Source organism: Micromonospora vinacea (assembly GCF_015751785.1).
Classification (GTDB): domain Bacteria; phylum Actinomycetota; class Actinomycetes; order Mycobacteriales; family Micromonosporaceae; genus Micromonospora; species Micromonospora vinacea.
Genome location: NZ_JADOTY010000001.1, coordinates 733,624 through 749,501 on the forward strand (window position 1 = coordinate 733,624; position 15,878 = coordinate 749,501).

General features: G+C 69.3%; 17 protein-coding genes. 2 read left to right on the forward strand and 15 right to left on the reverse strand.

Going from position 1 to position 15,878, the window contains the following annotated elements; genetic code table 11:
- Positions 1-36: 36 nt before the first annotated feature.
- Both IW249_RS03575 and murA read right to left on the reverse strand, forming a co-directional pair.
- Complete coding sequence (locus tag IW249_RS03575; protein ID WP_124773549.1) at positions 37-885, reverse strand: 3-hydroxyacyl-CoA dehydrogenase family protein; 849 nt, start codon at positions 883-885, stop codon at positions 37-39.
- A 100-nt stretch (positions 886-985) separates the two neighbouring features.
- Entirely contained in the window at positions 986-2,428 is a 1,443-nt protein-coding gene (gene murA, locus IW249_RS03580; protein ID WP_196919488.1) for a UDP-N-acetylglucosamine 1-carboxyvinyltransferase, read from the reverse strand.
- On the opposite strand from murA, the gene IW249_RS03585 reads away from it, so the two are divergent.
- Positions 2,427-2,999 (forward strand): cob(I)yrinic acid a,c-diamide adenosyltransferase, encoded by a 573-nt coding sequence (locus tag IW249_RS03585; RefSeq protein ID WP_196919489.1) that lies wholly within the window; start codon positions 2,427-2,429, stop codon positions 2,997-2,999. The two genes, murA and IW249_RS03585, sit on opposite strands and share 2 nt — an antisense overlap.
- Positions 3,000-3,382: 383 nt before the next feature.
- On the opposite strand, the gene IW249_RS03590 is transcribed toward IW249_RS03585, so the two are convergent.
- The 13 genes from IW249_RS03590 to glyA form a co-directional block, all read right to left on the reverse strand.
- Positions 3,383-3,838 (reverse strand): DUF2550 domain-containing protein, encoded by a 456-nt coding sequence (locus IW249_RS03590; protein WP_091405874.1) that lies wholly within the window; start codon positions 3,836-3,838, stop codon positions 3,383-3,385.
- A gap of 12 nt (positions 3,839-3,850) precedes the next feature.
- Positions 3,851-4,132: a F0F1 ATP synthase subunit epsilon gene (locus IW249_RS03595; protein WP_151491389.1), complete on the reverse strand. Its 282-nt coding sequence runs from the start codon at positions 4,130-4,132 to the stop codon at positions 3,851-3,853.
- A gap of 88 nt (positions 4,133-4,220) precedes the next feature.
- Complete coding sequence (locus IW249_RS03600; protein WP_196919490.1) at positions 4,221-5,363, reverse strand: LCP family protein; 1,143 nt, start codon at positions 5,361-5,363, stop codon at positions 4,221-4,223.
- 225 nt (positions 5,364-5,588) lie between these two features.
- Positions 5,589-7,025: a F0F1 ATP synthase subunit beta gene (atpD, locus tag IW249_RS03605; protein ID WP_196919491.1), complete on the reverse strand. Its 1,437-nt coding sequence runs from the start codon at positions 7,023-7,025 to the stop codon at positions 5,589-5,591.
- A complete protein-coding gene (locus IW249_RS03610; RefSeq protein ID WP_196919492.1) occupies positions 7,025-7,954 on the reverse strand; it encodes a F0F1 ATP synthase subunit gamma in 930 nt (309 codons plus the stop codon). Before IW249_RS03610 ends, atpD begins: the two co-directional genes overlap by 1 nt.
- A 4-nt stretch (positions 7,955-7,958) precedes the next feature.
- The gene (gene atpA / locus IW249_RS03615; protein ID WP_196919493.1) at positions 7,959-9,611 is read right to left on the reverse strand and encodes a F0F1 ATP synthase subunit alpha; all 1,653 of its coding nucleotides are present in this window, start codon (positions 9,609-9,611) and stop codon (positions 7,959-7,961) included.
- A gap of 140 nt (positions 9,612-9,751) precedes the next feature.
- On the reverse strand, positions 9,752-10,573 hold the full coding sequence (locus tag IW249_RS03620; protein WP_196919494.1) for a F0F1 ATP synthase subunit delta: 822 nt from the start codon (positions 10,571-10,573) through the stop codon (positions 9,752-9,754).
- Entirely contained in the window at positions 10,573-11,112 is a 540-nt protein-coding gene (locus IW249_RS03625; RefSeq protein ID WP_196924617.1) for a F0F1 ATP synthase subunit B, read from the reverse strand. Before IW249_RS03625 ends, IW249_RS03620 begins: the two co-directional genes overlap by 1 nt.
- 32 nt (positions 11,113-11,144) lie before the next feature.
- Positions 11,145-11,378, reverse strand: coding sequence for an ATP synthase F0 subunit C (locus IW249_RS03630; RefSeq protein WP_091405890.1), 234 nt, complete (start codon positions 11,376-11,378; stop codon positions 11,145-11,147).
- A 65-nt stretch (positions 11,379-11,443) separates the two neighbouring features.
- On the reverse strand, positions 11,444-12,241 hold the full coding sequence (gene atpB, locus IW249_RS03635; protein ID WP_091405892.1) for a F0F1 ATP synthase subunit A: 798 nt from the start codon (positions 12,239-12,241) through the stop codon (positions 11,444-11,446).
- An 11-nt stretch (positions 12,242-12,252) separates the two neighbouring features.
- Entirely contained in the window at positions 12,253-12,489 is a 237-nt protein-coding gene (locus IW249_RS03640; RefSeq protein ID WP_091405894.1) for an AtpZ/AtpI family protein, read from the reverse strand.
- A gap of 181 nt (positions 12,490-12,670) precedes the next feature.
- Complete coding sequence (locus IW249_RS03645; protein WP_196919495.1) at positions 12,671-13,093, reverse strand: hypothetical protein; 423 nt, start codon at positions 13,091-13,093, stop codon at positions 12,671-12,673.
- Positions 13,086-14,375: a serine hydroxymethyltransferase gene (gene glyA, locus IW249_RS03650; protein ID WP_196919496.1), complete on the reverse strand. Its 1,290-nt coding sequence runs from the start codon at positions 14,373-14,375 to the stop codon at positions 13,086-13,088. The genes IW249_RS03645 and glyA overlap by 8 nt, the downstream gene beginning before the upstream one ends.
- A 35-nt stretch (positions 14,376-14,410) precedes the next feature.
- Here glyA and IW249_RS03655 point away from each other — a divergent pair, with 35 nt between their 5' ends.
- On the forward strand, positions 14,411-15,871 hold the full coding sequence (locus IW249_RS03655; RefSeq protein WP_196919497.1) for an SDR family oxidoreductase: 1,461 nt from the start codon (positions 14,411-14,413) through the stop codon (positions 15,869-15,871).
- Positions 15,872-15,878: the final 7 nt, after the last annotated feature.

A 15,878-nucleotide genomic window follows, 5' to 3' on the forward strand; every position in this document is an offset into this window, starting at 1 on the left:
CCGACCGGGGCGGGTTCCCGCCCCGGTCGCCACAACTCAGTACGTGTAGAAGCCCTTGCCGGTCTTGCGGCCCAGGTCACCGGCGGTGACCATCCGCTGGAGCAACTCCGGCGGGAAGAACTTCTCGTCGGCGGTGTCGGTGTAGATGTTCTTCGAGGCGTGCAGCAGCACGTCCACGCCGGTCAGGTCGGTGGTGGCCAGCGGGCCCATCGCGTGCCCGAAGCCCAGCCGGCAGGCGGTGTCCAGGTCCTCGGCGGACACCACCCCGGACTCGACCAGCTTGACCGCCTCCATCACCAGGGCGGAGATCAGCCGGGTCGTGACGAAGCCGGCGATGTCCCGGTTGACCACGACGACCGTCTTGCCGATCTCCTCGGCGAAGACCCGCGCGGTGTCCAGCGTGGCGTCGCTGGTCTTGTAACCGCGCACCAGTTCGCAGAGCTGCATCATCGGCACCGGGGAGAAGAAGTGGGTTCCGACGACCGCCTCGGGCCGCTCGGTCACCGCGGCGATCTGGGTGACCGGGATGGCCGAGGTGTTCGTGGCGAGCACCGCGTCCGACTTGCAGATCTTGTCCAGGGCGCGGAACACCTCGTGCTTGATCTCCAGCCGCTCGAAGACCGCCTCGACCACGATGTCCGCGTCCGCCGCCGCCTCCAGGTCGGTGGTCGGGGTGATCCGAGCCAGCGTCGCCTCGACCTCGGACGCCTCGATCTTGCCCTTCTCGGCGAACTTCTCCAGTGACTTCCGAATGCCGCCGAGACCCCGGGTGGTGGCCGCGTCGTCCAGGTCGCGCAGCGTCACCTGCCAGCCCGCCTGCGCCGCCACCTGGGCGATGCCGGAACCCATCAACCCGGCCCCGACGACCGCGAGTCGACCCGCCATCTGCTTCTCCCTCGCTGCGATTGAGTGCCTGCCTGCACCCTAGTCGGCGAGCCTGAACGATGGCTAAGTGGCGGTCGGGCCGGGGTCGCGGGGACCGGCCTCAGATCTCCAGTGCCGGCTCCTCCGGCGTGGTGCCCCGCTCGACCGCCACCCCGAGCGCACGCAGGTCGGCCACGAAGTCCGGGTAGCCCCGGTCGACGTGGTGCACGTGGGAGACCTCGGTGACCCCCTCCGCGCAGAGCCCGGCGATGATCAACCCTGCTCCGGCCCGGATGTCGGTGGCCCGCACCGGGGCACCGGAGAGCCGGCCCCGTCCCCGGACCACAGCGTGATGCCCATCGGTCTTGATGTCCGCGCCGAGCCGCATCATCTCGTTGGCGAACATGAAGCGACCGTCGAAGATGTTCTCGGTGATCAGGGAGGCGCCGTCGCTGACGGCCGCCAGCCCGATCGCCATCGGCAGCAGGTCGGTGGCGAAGCCGGGGTACGGCAGCGTCACCACGTCCACCGCCCGGGGTCGGTCGTCCATCCGCACCCGGAAGCCGTCCCCCCGGGTCTCCACCAGCCCGCCGGCGGCCACCACCTTGTCCAAGGCGACCTCCAGGAAGGCCGGGTCCAGCCCGGTCACCGTCACGTCGCCCCGGGTCATCGCCGCGCCGAACGCCCAGGTGCCGGCGACGATCCGGTCCCCCACAGTGGCGTGGCGCACCGGACGCAGACCGGGCACACCGGTGATCCGCAACGTGGACGTGCCCGCGCCGACGATGCGCGCGCCCATCTGGTTGAGCATCGTGCAGATGTCGACGATCTCCGGCTCCCGGGCCGCGTTGTCGATCATCGTGGTTCCCTGGGCCAGCACCGCCGCCATCACCAGGTTCTCGGTCGCGCCGACGCTGGGGAAGTCCAGCACGATGTCCGCGCCCCGCAGCCCGTGCGGGGCGGAGGCGATCACGAACCCGTGCTCACCGGAGATCTCCGCGCCCATCCGGGTCAGACCGGAGATGTGCATGTCCAACCCCCGCGACCCGATCGCGTCGCCACCGGGATGGGCCACCCGCACGTACCCCCGACGGGCCAGCAGTGGGCCGAGCACGCAGATCGACGCGCGCAGCCGTCGGACCAGGTCGTAGTCGGCCTCCGCGCCCGGCTGCTCGGGTACGTCGATCGTCACCGACCGGGACCGGGCCACACCGCCCCGGGCGACCATCGGGTCCACCGGGTCGTCCGCGTCGAACTGGACGTCGCAGCCCAGCCGACGCAGCACCTCCCCCATGATCGCGATGTCGGTGATCCGGGGGACGTTGGTGATCACGCTGCGGCCCGGCGCGAGCAGCGCGGCGGCCATCAGCTTCAACGCCGAGTTCTTGGCACCGACCACGTGCACGGTGCCGGCCAGCCGGGCGTCACCGCGGACCCGGATGACGTCGACATCGTTTACCGCAGGATCGCCGGCATCGCCGGGGCCCACCACCACCGGCCAGCCGGCGGTGCTGTCCGGCCGCGCCGGGATCGTCAGGTCGGGAATCCGTAGGCTGTGCGTCATGGCCGTCCACCTCACGCGCATCTACACCAAGGCCGGCGACGCCGGCATGACCAGGCTGAGCAACAACGAGCAGGTGCCGAAGACCGATCCACGGATCGCCGCGTACGCGGATGTCGACGAGTGCAACGCGGCGATCGGCGTCGCGCTCGCGCTGGGGAACCTCGACGAGGAGCTTCGCGGCGTGCTGGCGTCGGTGCAGAACGACCTGTTCGACGTCGGCGCCGACCTGTCCACCCCTGTCGAGCCGGACCCGAAGTACCCGCCGCTGCGGGTCACCGAGGAGTACGTCGAGCGCCTGGAGGGCTGGTGCGACGAGTACAACGCACGCCTGAGCAAGCTCGACTCCTTCATCCTCCCCGGCGGCACCGCAGGCGCGGCGCTGCTGCACGTGGCGCGGACCGTCGCCCGGCGTGCCGAACGGGCAGCGTGGGCGCTGGTCAGCCACGATCCGGAACGAACCAGCACGCTCCCGGCAAAGTATCTCAACCGGCTCTCCGATCTGCTCTTTATCCTGTCAAGAACGGCAAATCCGGCAGGAGATGTGCTATGGGTGCCGGGCGGCAAGCGCTGAACGTCGGCGCTCCGCACCACGTCGAGGTATGCGTTCCCACTCTGCCCGCCACCACGCGTAGCCAAGCCGTGATCCACTCGGCCGAGTCAGGCTGACCAGCGCCGCGCCAGCTCTCGCCGCCCCCGTGATCGACTCGGGCTCATGAAAACCGGGGCATCCCCACCAGCAGGACACCCCGAATTCAAGAAACCCGAGTCGATCAACTCGAAAAGGCGAAACCCCGCTGCACCGGCAACGGCAGGTGATCAAAGCCCGCGCCGAACCGGCAGACAGTGCCCAACGAAGGGTTTCCGGGGGAGCCCGCCCGGCGCAGGGATCAAGCCTGACCGCCCGGAGCCGGGCGGGCTCCCCCGGAAACCCAGAAGAGCAACCACAGACGAAGATCAGGCAGCCGGCCAGTCCTGGGAGGCCATACGCGGCGAGACCGCCCCCGGAGGGGCGGCCTCAAGCCAGGAGAGGAAACCGGTCACTGTCGATCGCGCCATGGCGATCTCCACCGGTGCGTGGTTACTGGTACAGCGGAGGATCACCCAGTCGGCCGGCATGGAGAACCGTTCCTGACCTTCGGGCAACCGGCGGCGCTCCACGGCCAGCCCCTTGCGGGAGAGCACCCGCTTGGGCCGGATCGCGAAGCTGAACATCCGGTACCAGCGCAGCTCGTCACCGGCGAACCGGCCGAAGCCGGGCGACCAGCCGCGGCCGTCGAGCATGGTGGAGACCCGTACGCTGAGCCGGATGATGCCACCGCTGCGGGTGACCAGAGCTCGCCGGACGAAGAGGATCAGAAGCGCGCCGAGGATGACGACGACGCCGATTCCGAATCCTTCGACGATCTCCATCCCCGGTGTGGCTCAGCGGCTCGGCGCGGAGACCGGGGTTGCGCTCTCGGCCAGCACGGTGACACCGTCGGCGCTCACCGAGAGGAAGCCGCCGGCCACCTCGTATGCGACCTGCTCGCCGCCGGCAAGCTTGATGCGTACCTGGCCGGGCTCGGCGAGCTGGCCGAGCAGCGGCGCGTGCCCCGGCAGGACACCGAGCTCGCCTTCGGTCGTCCGGGCGACGACCATTTCGGCGTCACCGGACCAGACCTTCTCCTCGACGGCGACGAGCTCGACGTGAAGCTGCTGTGCCACGCTGTCTCCTTGCTGCGGCTACGGATTGCCGAAAGTCTAGCCTGACGACGCGGCCCGCCCAACGCGGGTCGGGACAACGGCGCCCTGGCTACTTGGTCTTGTTCACGAATTCCGGGTGCTCGAGCAGGAACGGGTCGAGTTGCTCGTTGTGCAGGGCGGTGAAGAAGTCCGGGACCCCCTCCTGGAACTGCTCGCCCAGGTACTTCTTACCGTCGAAGACTCCACCACCGGGGAGCTTGATCATCTCGATCGTGTTCGGCCGGATGTCCTTCAGGGCGAGCCCGAAGTCGACCACGCTGTTGCCCCGGCCGTTGAAGATCAGTGACTGGCCGGCGGCACGGAGCACCTTGTCCAGCTTGATCGGGTTGGACACCACGTCCGCACTGAACGCCTGGCCGACCATGGCCTTGACGAACTGCTGCTGGTGCCGCTGCCGGCCGTAGTCGGAATCCGGGACACCGTTCTTCGGGTAGCGCTGGCGGACGTAGTCCAACGCCTGCCACCCACTCAGGTGCCGGTTGCCCTTCTTGTAGAGCGCCTGCGGGCCGACGTAACCCTCACCACGGGTGTTGCCCGGGCGCGGCTTGCCGTCGGGCTGCTTGTGCTCGGACTTCACGTCGCGCTCGATGTACATGTCGACACCACCCATGGCGTCGACGATCTTCTGGAAGCCGGTGAAGTTGATGATCGCACCAGCGTCGAAGCGCTTGATGCCTGTCACCTTCTGCACCGTGGTGGCCAGCAGTTCGAAGCCCCGGGCCGCGTCGGGGTTGGCCCCCGGCACCTTGCTGCCGAACGACATCGCGGCGTTGATCTTCGTGGTCTCGCCCGGGAAGTTGGCCTTCTTGAACTCCGGGATGTGCACGTAGAGGTCACGTGGCAGCGAGAACAGGTAGGCCCGGTCCATCGAGGCCGGCACGTGCAGCACCATGATCGAGTCGGCCAGTGGCGCGGCCGTCGGCGTACGCGGGTCGATACCGACGAGCAGGATGTTGAGCGGGCCCTTGATGTCGCTCTTCTTCGCCTGGGCGCCCGCGGCCTGGTCCCCGAAGAGGTCGGCCTTGCCGACGGACCCCTCGTAGCGGGCCATCAGCACCTCGGTGCCGACCAGCACCGCGCCGCTGAGCACGGCCAGCACGGTGCCGAACACCGTGCAGATCCTGGCCCACCGCGGCACGCCTCGCCAGATGGACGGCTTGCGGCCCCTCTTGCCGGCCTTACCCACGAGCATCTCCGTTCGTTACGCCCACGACGAGGAAGACGGGCGCACGTCGTCGAAAGGTTGCAAAGATCAACGCTCGTTCAGGTGAGCGCGCGGAACGAACCGTAGCTCGGGAGTCTCGGGAGTGACGACCGCGAGTAACGGACCGCGACGATGGTAAGACGCGAACATGAACAAAAGACTGCCCCGGCATTGCCGGGGCAGTCTTTTTGCTACGGATTGGATGGGGACTTGTCAGTCCTTCATCAGCTCCTCAGCCTTGCGCTCCAGGTCCTCGAGACCGCCGCACATGAAGAACGCCTGCTCGGGGAAGTGATCGTACTCACCCTCGCTGATCTTGCGGAACGCCTCGATGGTCTCCTTGATCGGGACCGTCGAGCCCGGCACGCCGGTGAACTGCTCCGCCGCGTAGGTGTTCTGCGAGAGGAAACGCTCGATCCGCCGGGCGCGAGCCACGGTGATCTTGTCTTCCTCGGAGAGCTCCTCGATACCGAGGATGGCGATGATGTCCTGCAGGTCGCGGTAGCGCTGCAGAATCCGCTTCACCTCGGTCGCGACCTGGAAGTGCTCCTGGCCGACGAACTCCGGCGCGAGGATCCGGGACGAGGACGCCAGCGGGTCAACCGCCGGGTAGATGCCCTTGTCGGAGATCGACCGCTCCAGGTTGGTGGTCGCGTCCAGGTGGGCGAACGTGGTGGCCGGGGCGGGGTCGGTGTAGTCGTCCGCCGGCACGTAGATCGCCTGCATCGAGGTGATGGCCTGGCCCCGGACGGAGGTGATCCGCTCCTGGAGCTCGCCCATCTCGTCGGCCAGGGTCGGCTGGTAACCCACGGCGCTCGGCATACGGCCGAGCAGGGTGGACACCTCGGAACCGGCCTGCGTGAAGCGGAAGATGTTGTCGATGAAGAGCAGCACCTCCTGCTTCTTCACGTCCCGGAAGTACTCGGCCATGGTCAGCGCGGAGAGCGCCACCCGCAGCCGGGTGCCCGGCGGCTCGTCCATCTGGCCGTAGACCAGCGCGGTCTTGTCGATGACGCCGGACTCGGTCATCTCGGCGATGAGGTCGTTGCCCTCACGGGTGCGCTCACCCACACCGGCGAACACCGAGGTACCACCGAAGTTGCGGGCAACACGGGTGATCATCTCCTGGATGAGCACCGTCTTGCCCACGCCCGCGCCGCCGAACAGGCCGATCTTGCCGCCCTTGACGTACGGGGCGAGCAGGTCGATCACCTTGATGCCGGTCTCCAGCATCTCGGTCTTCGGCTCCAGGTCGGCGAAGGCCGGGGCCTTGCGGTGGATACCCCACCGGTCGTCGGCCTCGAACGTCTCGCCCTCTTTGAGGTTGAGCACCTCGCCGATCGCGTTGAACACGTGGCCCTTGACCGCGTCGCCCACCGGCACACTGATCGGCTCGCCGAGGTCACGCACCTCCGCGCCGCGAACCAGGCCGTCGGTCGGCTGCATCGAGATGGCACGGACCAGGTTGTCACCCAGGTGCTGGGCAACCTCCAGGGTCAGCGTCTTCTCACCGCCGGACAGGTTCACCTTGACGTTGAGGGCGTTGAACAGGGCCGGCATGGCGTCGCGCGGGAACTCGGCGTCGACGACCGGGCCGATGACCCGGACCACGCGACCCGTGGCCGTCTTGGTCTCTACTGGTGCAGTCATCACACTTCACTTCCCGACGCGGCCAGCGCGTTGGCGCCGCCGACGATCTCGCTGATCTCCTGGGTGATCCCGGCCTGGCGAGCCGAGTTCATCTCGCGCGTGTACTTCTCGATCATCTCTTCGGCGTTGTCGGTGGCGCTCTTCATCGCCCGCCGCCGTGCCGCCGACTCACTCGCCGCCGACTCGATCAACGCCGCGTAGATCCGCGTGTTGATGTACCTCGGCAGGAGCGCGTCGAGCAGCGCCTCCGCCTCCGGCTCGAACTCGTACGCCGGCAGCAACCCCTCGGAGCGCGGCCGGTCCTCCACCTGCATCGGACCGATGACCTTGGTAACCGGGTTCTGCGTCATGAGCGAGTGGAACTCGGTGTAGACGATGTGCAACTCGTCGACGCCGAGCACCCCGTCCGCTCCGGCGCCGCCGTCGACGTCGTCCGCACCGGCCGTGAACGCCTTGATCAGCGTCTCACCAACGGTACGTGCGTCCTCGAACGACGGCTGCTCGCTGAAGCCGGTCCAGTTCGCCTCGATCGGCCGGTTGCGGAACCGGTAGAACCCGACGCCCTTACGTCCGATGACGTAGAGCACCGGCTCCTTGCCGTCCGCCTTGAGCCGCGCGATCAGCGACTCCGCCATCCTGATCGCGTTGGAGCTGTAGCCGCCGGCCAGACCACGGTCACTGGTGACCAACAGGACGCCCGCCCGCCGCACCCGCTCGCGCGGGGTGAGCAACGGGTGGTCGATCCGCGCGTTGGACGCCAGCGCCGTGAGCACGCCGGTGATGGCCTGGGCGTACGGCAGGGACGCCTGCACCCGGGCCTGAGCCTTGGCGATCCGGCTCGTCGCCACGAGCTCCATCGCCTTGGTGATCTTCTTCATCGACTTCGCCGAGCGGATCCGTTGACGAAGAACGCGTACCTGGGCCGCCACGGGATCAGCTCTCGGCCGGGCGGTCGGTCGCGCTGTCGCGGAAGCGGGTCACCGTCTCGCGGTTCTCGTCGCCCTCCAGCGGCGCGGCCGGCGCGTCGTTGACCTTGCGCTCGTCGTCCTTGTTGAGGAAGACCTGCTTGAACTCGGCGATCGCCCCGTCCAGCGAACCGACGATGTCGTCGCCCCACTGGTTGTCGGCGATACCGGCCAGCACACCCTGGTGCTTGTGCCGCAGGTACTGGAGGAACTCCGCCTCGAAGCGCCGAACGTCGCCCACCGGGATGTCGTCCAGCTTGCCCTCGACGCCGGCCCAGACCGAGACGACCTCCTGCTCGACCGGGAACGGCGAGTAGTTCGGCTGCTTGAGCAGCTCGACGAGGCGGACGCCGCGGTCGAGCTGGGCGCGAGAGGCCCGGTCCAGGTCGGAGGCGAAGGCGGCGAACGCCTCCAGCTCGCGGTACTGCGCGAGGTTGAGCCGCAGCGAACCGGCGACCTTGCGCATCGGCTTCACCTGCGCGGCGCCACCGACCCGGGAGACCGAGGTGCCGACGTTGATCGCCGGACGGACGCCCTGGTTGAACAGGTCGGTCTCCAGGAAGATCTGACCGTCGGTGATCGAGATGACGTTGGTCGGGATGAAGGCCGAGATGTCGTTGGCCTTCGTCTCGATGATCGGCAGACCGGTCATCGAGCCGCCACCCAGCTCGTCGGAGAGCTTCGCGCAGCGCTCCAGCAGGCGGGAGTGCAGGTAGAAGACGTCACCCGGGTACGCCTCACGGCCCGGCGGGCGACGCAGCAGCAGCGACACGGCCCGGTACGCCTCAGCCTGCTTGCTCAGGTCGTCGAAGACGATCAGAACGTGCTTGCCGCCGTACATCCAGTGCTGCCCGATGGACGAGCCGGTGTACGGGGCGAGGTACTTGAAGCCGGCCGGGTCGGACGCCGGCGAGGCGACGATGGTGGTGTATTCCATCGCGCCCGCCTCCTCGAGCTGCCCCTTGATCGAGGCGATCGTGGAGGCCTTCTGGCCGATGGCGACGTAGATGCAGCGGACCTGCTTCTTCGGGTCGCCGGTGCGCCAGTTGTCCCGCTGGTTGAGGATCGCGTCCAGGGCGACAGTGGTCTTACCGGTCTTCCGGTCACCGATGATCAGCTGTCGCTGGCCCCGACCGATCGGGGTCATCGCGTCGATCGCCTTGATGCCGGTCTGCAGCGGCTCGAACACCGACTGCCGGGACATCACGTTCGGAGCCTGCAGCTCCAACTCGCGGAAACCCTCGTTGGCGATGTCACCGAGCCCGTCGATCGGCTTGCCGAGCGCGTCGACCACGCGGCCGAGGAAGGCGTCGCCGACCGGAACGGAGAGAACCCGCTCGGTGCGCTTGACGCGCTGCCCCTCCTCCAGCTTGGCGGAGTCACCGAGAACGACGACACCGATCTCCCGGACGTCGAGGTTCAACGCCACGCCGAGCGTGCCGTCCTCGAACTCCAGGAGTTCGTTGGTCATGGTCGAAGGCAGGCCCTCGACGTGGGCGATACCGTCACCGGTGTCAGCGACGGTGCCGACCTCCTCGCGGGAGACGTCGGACGAGTAGGAAGAGACGTAGCGCTCCAGGGCGCCGCGGATCTCCTCCGTCGAGATGGTCAGCTCGGCCATCCTCTGCTTCCTTAAAATTCAGGGGCCCGGGATACCTAGTACCGACCGGTCCGAATGGCGTCTGTCATTCCGGGCGCTGGCGGTCCAGCCACCCTGACGCTGGGCGGCGGAGCCGCTCAGCCGCGGGGCGGCGAAGCCGATCAGCGCTTCGCGAGCGCGTTGCGGGTCTCGTTGAGGCGGCGCAGGATGGTGCCGTCGTACAGGTCGGAACCGACCCGCACGCTCACGCCACCCAGGACGTGGGGGTCCACCGTCTGCTTGACGGAGACCTCCCGACCGTATATCGCGCTGAGGCTCGCACCCAGCCGGCGCTCGTCCTCGTCACTCAACGGGGCCGCGACGGTCACGTACGCCACCTGCCGGTCACGTCGCTCGGCGGCGAGTTCCACCAGCCGGGTGAGCGCGCCGGTGAAGGAGCGCCCCCCGTACCCGCCGAGTGCGACCTCGACGAGGCGGACGGTGACCGGACGGGCCTTGTCGGCGAGCAGCTCGCGGGCCAGGGTGGCCCGCTGCTCGACCGGGGCGACCGGGTCGGCGAGCGTGTTGCTCAGCGCCGACTGACCGGCCACGACCTGACCGAAGCGGAACAGCTCGTCCTCGACCTCGCCCAGCTCGCCGGCCTTGTCGGCACTGGCGAGCAGCGCCTCCACGCCCAGCCGCTCGGCGCCGTCGAGCAGCTCCGACGGTGCCGACCACCGGCCGGAGACGAGCGACACGAGCAGGTCGAGCGCGTCCGCGCCGATCCGCCCGCCCAGCATGTCGCCGAGCAGAGCGCCGCGGTCCTCGCCGGACCGGGACGGCTCGGAGAGTGCCCGGCGCAGCCGCGGCTCACGCCGCAGCAGGGTCGCCACGGAGAGGATGGCGTCGGCGGTGGAGGCCACCGCCGACGGCTCCGCGCCGCGGACGTACGCGTCGAGGCGCTCGGCCGCGACCTTGTACGACTCCCGGCTGGCGGCCTGCATCAGCGGGCCCCCGTGCTCTCGAGACCGCTCAGGAACCGGTCGACGGTGCCCTTACGCCGCGCCTCGTCGGCCAGCGACTCGCCAACGATCTTGCTGGCCAGGTCCACCGCGATCGTGCCGACCTCCGTGCGCAGCTCGCGCACGATGGTGGCCCGCTCGGCGGCGAGCGCGTCCTTGCCCGCCTGGATGACCCGGTCGGACTCTTCCCGCGCCTTGGCGAGGATGTCCTGCCGGATGCCCTCGGCGTCGGCCCGCGCGTCGTCACGGATCTTGGCGGCGTCGGTCCGGGCCTCAGCGAGCTGGGCACGGTACTGCTCGAGCAGCTGGTTCGCCTCGGCCTGAGCGGCCTCGGCGCGCTTGATGCCGCCCTCGATCGCGTCGACCCGAGCCTGGAACGTCTGCTCCATGCGCGGGAAGACGAACTTCATCAGGACGAAGCAGAGCACGGCGAAGGCGACCGTGCCGACCACGATCTCCTGCCAGATCGGAATGATCGGGTTGTGGTCTGACTCACCACCCTCGGCGGCGAGGAGGAACAACATGGGTGACCTCCCGGTCGGAAGGGGCGGAATCAGCCGGCCCAGATGAAGCCGAAGGCGATGCCGAACAGCGCGAGCGCCTCGATGACGGCGAAGCCGATCCAGACGTACGGCAGGGTCATGCGCGACGACTCGGGCTGCCGGGCGGTCGACTGGATGTAGGCGGCGAAGACCAGGCCAACGCCGATGCCCGGGCCGATGGCGGCGAGACCGTAGCCGATGGCAGCGGTGCTACCGGTGACCTCGGCGAGAACGCTAGCGTCCATTGGTGTGGTTCCTCCTGGTTATCACGCGTGACTCTCACGCGGGACGACAACGGTTGGTGCGTGGATCAGTGCTCTTCGGCGAGCGCACCCTGGATGTAGCTGGCGCTCAGCACGGTGAAGACGTAGGCCTGCAGGACGATGACCAGCGCCTCGAGGAGCGTCAGCGCCACCGTCATCACCCAGGAGACCACCGAGATCGGCGCCAACCAGGCGTTGGCGTTGAGCATCGCGAAGCCGCCGAGCGTGAAGACCAGCAGGAGCATGTGGCCGGCGAACATGTTCGCGAAGAGACGGACGGCCAGCGAGAACGGCCGGATGATGAAGGTCGAGAACGCCTCGATCGGGATCAGCAGCGGCAGGATGTACCACGGTGCCGGCGGGATCAGGGCGTGCTTGAAGTATTTGCCGAAGCCGTGGTGCCGGATGCCGATGTAGTTGAACAGCACGTAGCTGATCACCGCGAGGATCGCCGGGAAGGCGATGTGCGAGTTCGGCGAGATCTGGAAGAGCGGAATGATCGCGAACGCGTTCGTCAGCAGCACGAAGCAGAACAGCGTCGTGAAGTACGGAGCGAACCGCACGCCCTGGTGACCGATCATGTCGACCGAGATGTTGTTCCGGACGAAGCCGTAGATCGACTCGGCGAACCACTGCTTCTTGGTCGGCACCAGCTTCGGGTTCCGATAGGTCGCCAGGAAGAAGATGATCAGAACGCCGACCGCGATCCAGATCATCAGCGTGAACTTGGTGAACCACGGAGCGTTCTCCACACCCCAGGGCGCGATCGCGGGCAGGTAGAAGTCGTCCACACTGGGTGGGAATGCCGCCTGGCCCGCTGCCAGAACGTTCGCCTGTCCGAACACCGTGTCCCTTCCTAAGTAGGCGTGCCGAGCCGACGGACGACGAGGATGATGCCCCCGGTCACGCCGAGCACGACGCCGATCCCGGTGGCGACGCCACCGGTATCGAGCCACTGGTCGACCAGCCAGCCGATGAAACCCCACACAAGCATTCCTCCGATGAGGTAGCTGAGCGCGGTCCAACCCTGACCGGCGCCGGACGGATAATCGTCCGGTTCACCGGCGGGACGGGGGGTTTGGTCACCAGCCATGACGGGGCGAACGATATCAGCCGGGAAGACGAGGCTGTGCCTCACCCCCCGCACAACCGTCGTTGTGTGGGCTTCTCGTGGGCGCCGTCGTCTGTGGGCACGCTACTCCCCTTCCGCCCGTCGGAAAATGACCGGAGGCCGACACATTGCGGCGCGTCCGCTGGTTGGGACGACCGCCAGGTCAGCCGCGCGGCCGGCGAGCGTGCACCGTGGTCAGCCACCAGAGGTGCACCGCTGTCCACACTGCCACCCCGGCGACGATGCCGAGGCAAAGAGGGATCAACCCGGGCCAGCCAGTCGACGCCACCGCCACCAGCACCGCACCCAGCAGGCTGAACTTCAGCACGTACAGGCCCAGGCCAAGCGGCAGCAGCAGCTGCGGGTTGACCTGGTCGGCCCGGGCCAGCACCACAGTGGTGAGGGTGTAGCTGAGCACCGTGACGCCCACACCGGCCGCCGCGCCGAGCGCGGCCGTCACGCCGCCGGTCACCCCACCCACCACGGCGGCGACCACGGCGAGCGCCGCCGACGCGCCCAACAGCACCGGCAGGTGCCGCAGCCGCCACCGGTCGGTGTCCGGCGCGACCACCCCGGGCTCAGCCACGGGGGTACGCCGGGAACGCCGCGACCAGCTCGGACACCTCGGCACCCAGCCGGGTCAGCTCGTCGGCCCCGCCGGGAGCGCCGGGATCGGTGCGCACCGCACGGGCGATCAGCGTCGCCACCTGGCGCAGCTCGCCCTCGCGCATCCCCTGGGTGGTGACGCTCGGGGTGCCCACCCGGATGCCGGAGGCCACCATCGGCGGCTGCGGGTCGTACGGGATGGCGTTCTTGTTCAGGGTGATCGACGCGGCGTCGCAGCGGCGCTCGGCCTCGGCGCCGGTCACCCCCAGCTCCCGCAGGTCGATCAGGGCGAGGTGGGTGTCGGTGCCACCGGAGACCGGGCGCATCCCCTCGTCGGCCAGCCCGGCGGCGAGCGCCTGGGCGTTGCTGACCACCTGCCGGGCGTACGTCTGGAACTCCGGCTGGGCGGCCTCGCGCAACGCGACCGCCTTGGCCGCTACCGCGTGCATCAGCGGGCCGCCCTGGGTGAACGGGAAGACCGCCTTGTCGATCCGCTGGGCCAGCGACTCACGGCACAGGATCATGCCGCCGCGCGGCCCGCGCAGCACCTTGTGGGTGGTGGCGCAGACGACGTCGGCGTACGGCACCGGGGACGGGATCGCCCGACCGGCGACCAGGCCGATGAAGTGCGCCGCGTCCACCATCAGGTACGCGCCGACCTCGTCGGCGATCTCCCGGAACCGCGCGAAGTCGATCAGGCGCGGGTACGCGGTGGCCCCACAGATGATCAGCTTGGGTCGGTGCGCCCGCGCCAGGTCCCGTACCTCGTCGTAGTCGATCTGCTCGGTGTCCGGCCGGACCGGGTAGCCGACCGGGTGGAACCACTTGCCGGAGAAGTTCACCCGGCTGCCGTGGGTGAGGTGCCCGCCGTGCGGCAGGTCCATCGCCAACACCGTGTCCCCCGGCTGCACCAACGCGGCGTACGCGGCCAGGTTCGCGCTCGCCCCCGAGTGCGGCTGGAGGTTGGCGTGCTCGGCCCCGAAGAGCTCCTTGGCCCGGGCGATGCCGATCTCCTCAGCCCGGTCGACCTCGGCGCAGCCGCCGTAGTAGCGCCGGCCCGGGTACCCCTCGGCGTACTTGTTGGTGAGCGTCGAGCCGAGCGCCGCCAGCACCGCCGGCGAGGTCAGGTTCTCGCTGGCGATCAGCTGCAGGCCGCCGCGCAACCGGTCCAGCTCGCCGAGGACCACCCCGGCGATCTCCGGATCAGTGGCCCTGAGCTGCGCGAAATCCGGCCCCCAGAAGGTGCTCGTCTCGGTCTCCACAGCAAACGAGTCTAGGGGGCCGCAGACTGGGACCTGTGAGATGCCTCGTCACCGGAGCGACCGGCTACATCGGCGGGCGGCTGACGCCTTTGCTGCTCGCCGACGGGCACACAGTGCGCTGCCTCGCCCGCAAGGCGGTGCGGCTGCGCGACGTGCCCTGGGCCTCGGCGGCCGAGATCGTCGAGGGAGACCTGAGCCGGCCGGAGACGCTGGCCGCCGCGTTCGCCGACGTGGACGTCGCGTACTTCCTGGTGCACTCACTGGGTCGGCCCGACTTCGAGGCCGCCGACCGGACGGCGGCGACCAACTTCGCGGCGGCGGCCAGCGCGGCCGGCGTACGGCGGATCGTCTACCTGGGCGGTCCACTGCCGGCGACCGACGCGGTCCCCTCGCCGCACCTGCGCTCCCGGGCCGAGGTGGGCCGGATCCTGCTGGCCAGCGGGGTGCCCACGGCGGTGCTCCGCGCCGCGGTGATCATCGGCTCCGGTTCGGCGTCGTTCGAGATGCTGCGGTATCTGACCGAGCGGCTGCCCGCCATGATCACGCCACGCTGGGTGCGCAACCGGATCCAGCCGATCGCCGTCCGCGACGTGCTGAGCTACCTGGTCGGCTGCACCACCCTGCCGGCGGAGGTCAACCGGGGCTTCGACATCGGCGGGCCGGACGTGCTCACCTTCCGCGAGATGATGCAGCGCTACGCCCGGGTGGCCGGGCTGCGCCGGCGGATCATCGTGCCGGTCCGGGCGCTCACCCCGTCGCTCTCCTCGCACTGGGTCGGCCTGATCACCCCGGTGCCGAACAAGATCGCCCGCCCGCTGGTGGAGAGCCTGATCCAGGAGGCGGTAGCGGACGAACACGACATCGCCCGCTACGTCCCCGACCCGCCGGGCGGGCTGACCGGCTTCGACGACGCGGTGGCGTTGGCGCTGACCAAGGTGCGCGACGCCCAGGTGGAGACCCGCTGGTCCACCGCAAGCGGCCCGGACGCCCCCGCCGAACCACTGCCCACCGACCCGGTGTGGTCCGGTGGCACCGCCTACACCGACGTCCGGGAGCGGACGGTGGACGCACCACCAGCGGCGCTCTGGCGGGTCGTCGAGGGCGTCGGCGGCGAACACGGCTGGTACTCGTTCCCCCTCGCCTGGTCGATCCGCGGCTGGCTGGACCGGCTGGTCGGCGGCGTCGGCCTGCGGCGGGGTCGACGAGACCCACACCGCCTCCAGGTCGGCGAGGCGCTGGACTTCTGGCGGGTCGAGGAGATCGTCCCGGGCGAGCTGCTGCGACTGCGCGCCGAGATGCGGCTGCCCGGCCGGGCCTGGCTGGAGATGCGGGTGCTGCCGGCCGACGACGGCCGCAGCCGCTACCAGCAACGCGCCGTCTTCCTGCCGCGCGGCCTGCCGGGGCACGCCTACTGGAAGTCGGTGGCACCGTTCCACGCGGTGGTCTTCGGCGGAATGGCCCGCAACATAGCCCGCAACGCCGAACAGACCCGCTGACCGCAGG